This window comes from Actinomyces sp. oral taxon 170 str. F0386, assembly GCF_000195595.1.
GTDB lineage: Bacteria > Actinomycetota > Actinomycetes > Actinomycetales > Actinomycetaceae > Actinomyces.
The window spans coordinates 1-656 of sequence record NZ_GL882556.1; the positions used below are offsets into that span (position 1 = coordinate 1).

The window sequence follows — 656 nt, forward strand, 5'->3', positions numbered from 1 at the left end:
ACGCCACCCAGTACGCCAACGACGCCACCGTCGCCGTCGAGGACTGAGGCTCGGGCCAGGCGCACTGAGCTCAGCCGGCCGGGGCGTCGACGGGGCCGGCGCGGGCCTGGGCGGCGGCCTGGCGGGGCAGGCCGAGGATCGTCACGGGAACAGTCACGCTGACCGTGACGTCCTCGCCGGCCACGGAGCAGGCGCTCACCGAGGCGCCATTGGCGGCGGCGACGCGTCCGGCCATGGTGCAGGGGTCGCCGGGGGCGACCACCGAGGACAGGACCGTGGCACCGGAGATGGCCGCGAGGTCCGCGGCGGCCCGGGCCCGACCGGTGGCACTCTGCGCCTGGATGAGGCCCGCGATACCGACCGCGACCGCCAGGAGCACCGCGATGACACCCAGGGCGTAGACCGTCCCCGAGCCACGCTCATCCCTTCGTGGGCGGTTCATGGGCTGCTCGGTTCGGTGTAGGCGCAGGCGCGGGCACGAGCCGTCAGGCCCAGCCCGCCCAGTGGGCCGGGCACGGGCCGGGCGGCGGTGACGCAGGTGAGCTCGCCCTGCTCGACGCCGAGGCTCACCCCACCGGCCACGCGCTGGGCGGCACCGGCATAGTCGTCCTGGCCGATGGCGGCCTGGCGGGCGGCGGTGCGTGCGGCGTCGGCCA

2 protein-coding genes are annotated in these 656 nt (G+C 76.4%); both read right to left on the reverse strand.

Going from position 1 to position 656, the window contains the following annotated elements; translation table 11 throughout:
- Positions 1-70: 70 nt before the first annotated feature.
- Positions 71-442 (reverse strand): Rv3654c family TadE-like protein, encoded by a 372-nt coding sequence (locus HMPREF9056_RS10970; RefSeq protein ID WP_009405047.1) that lies wholly within the window; start codon positions 440-442, stop codon positions 71-73.
- Positions 439-656 (reverse strand): hypothetical protein (locus HMPREF9056_RS14745; RefSeq protein WP_009405048.1); only part of this gene is annotated, 218 nt, incomplete at its 5' end. The genes HMPREF9056_RS14745 and HMPREF9056_RS10970, both read right to left, overlap by 4 nt.